We start from the raw sequence: 763 nt of genomic DNA, 5'->3' as shown, positions 1-763 counted from the left end.
CTTCCGGCACTCGCGACAGATTATGTTCAGACGCCTGTCGTAACGACGTATTTCTCCGTCTGGTAATGAATAAATCAGGTCAGGGTCGCTCTTCTTTTTCACTGCCGCTCTCGACATTTTTTTGCAGGCTTTTATCCAGTCCTTACGAGCCTGCTCCGAAGGAAATATTCCATGTCCTGAACCATATACTGCGCCACTAACTACCAGCTCTTTCGCCAGAACTTCTATCAGGTGTCTCGTTGCTCCGGTTTCATCCTCCAGTTGCTTACGTGTTTTCCGCCCATCTCTGCGTACCACTTCCACAATGCGCGCCTTCACTTCTTCCCGTTCTTCCTGTGTAAATACTCTTGCCATAAGCGCCTCCGACAATCACTTTTCCGGTGCAACGTGGCGGGAAGAATCAGTAATCTGTTGAACAATATCCCGGTGCTTGTTCAGCTCCCGCAGCGCGGCGCAGACACGCTCCCACTTCTGGACATGATTTTTCGCCCGACGCAGTTCGCGGTTTGCCAGATGCAGCGATGGTAAAATCAGGTCATCGGCTCGCGTTGCAGTAAACGATGGCAACGACTGCACAATATCCACCACAGTTTCTGTTTTAATTTCTTCCTGTGTTGCAGCTTCCTGGGCTGGTAATGCAACACCCGCTGGCTGAGGCCTGGCTTTACCATCAGTTTTCTCTACCGATGCAATCTTCGGCTCTGCTGGTAAATTATCGCCCGGTATGCAGTAGCGAAATTTACCGTTCTGGTTTACGCGTGCC

The 763-nt window shown here is 50.7% G+C and carries 2 protein-coding genes; both read right to left on the bottom strand.

What is annotated here, in order from left to right:
* Window positions 1-354: DUF977 family protein (locus EQY_RS0120320; RefSeq protein WP_024212675.1), on the bottom strand; the 354-nt coding region annotated here is incomplete at its 3' end.
* A 15-nt stretch (window positions 355-369) separates the two neighbouring features.
* On the bottom strand, window positions 370-763 hold a 394-nt coding region (locus tag EQY_RS0120315; RefSeq protein ID WP_000851552.1), incomplete at its 5' end, for a DUF1627 domain-containing protein.

The sequence above is a fragment of the Escherichia sp. TW14182 genome, assembly GCF_000208525.1.
In the GTDB taxonomy this organism is placed as follows: domain Bacteria; phylum Pseudomonadota; class Gammaproteobacteria; order Enterobacterales; family Enterobacteriaceae; genus Escherichia; species Escherichia ruysiae.
The sequence above is the reverse complement of the archived record's forward strand: the minus strand, read 5'-3'. Positions and strand labels throughout refer to the sequence as shown.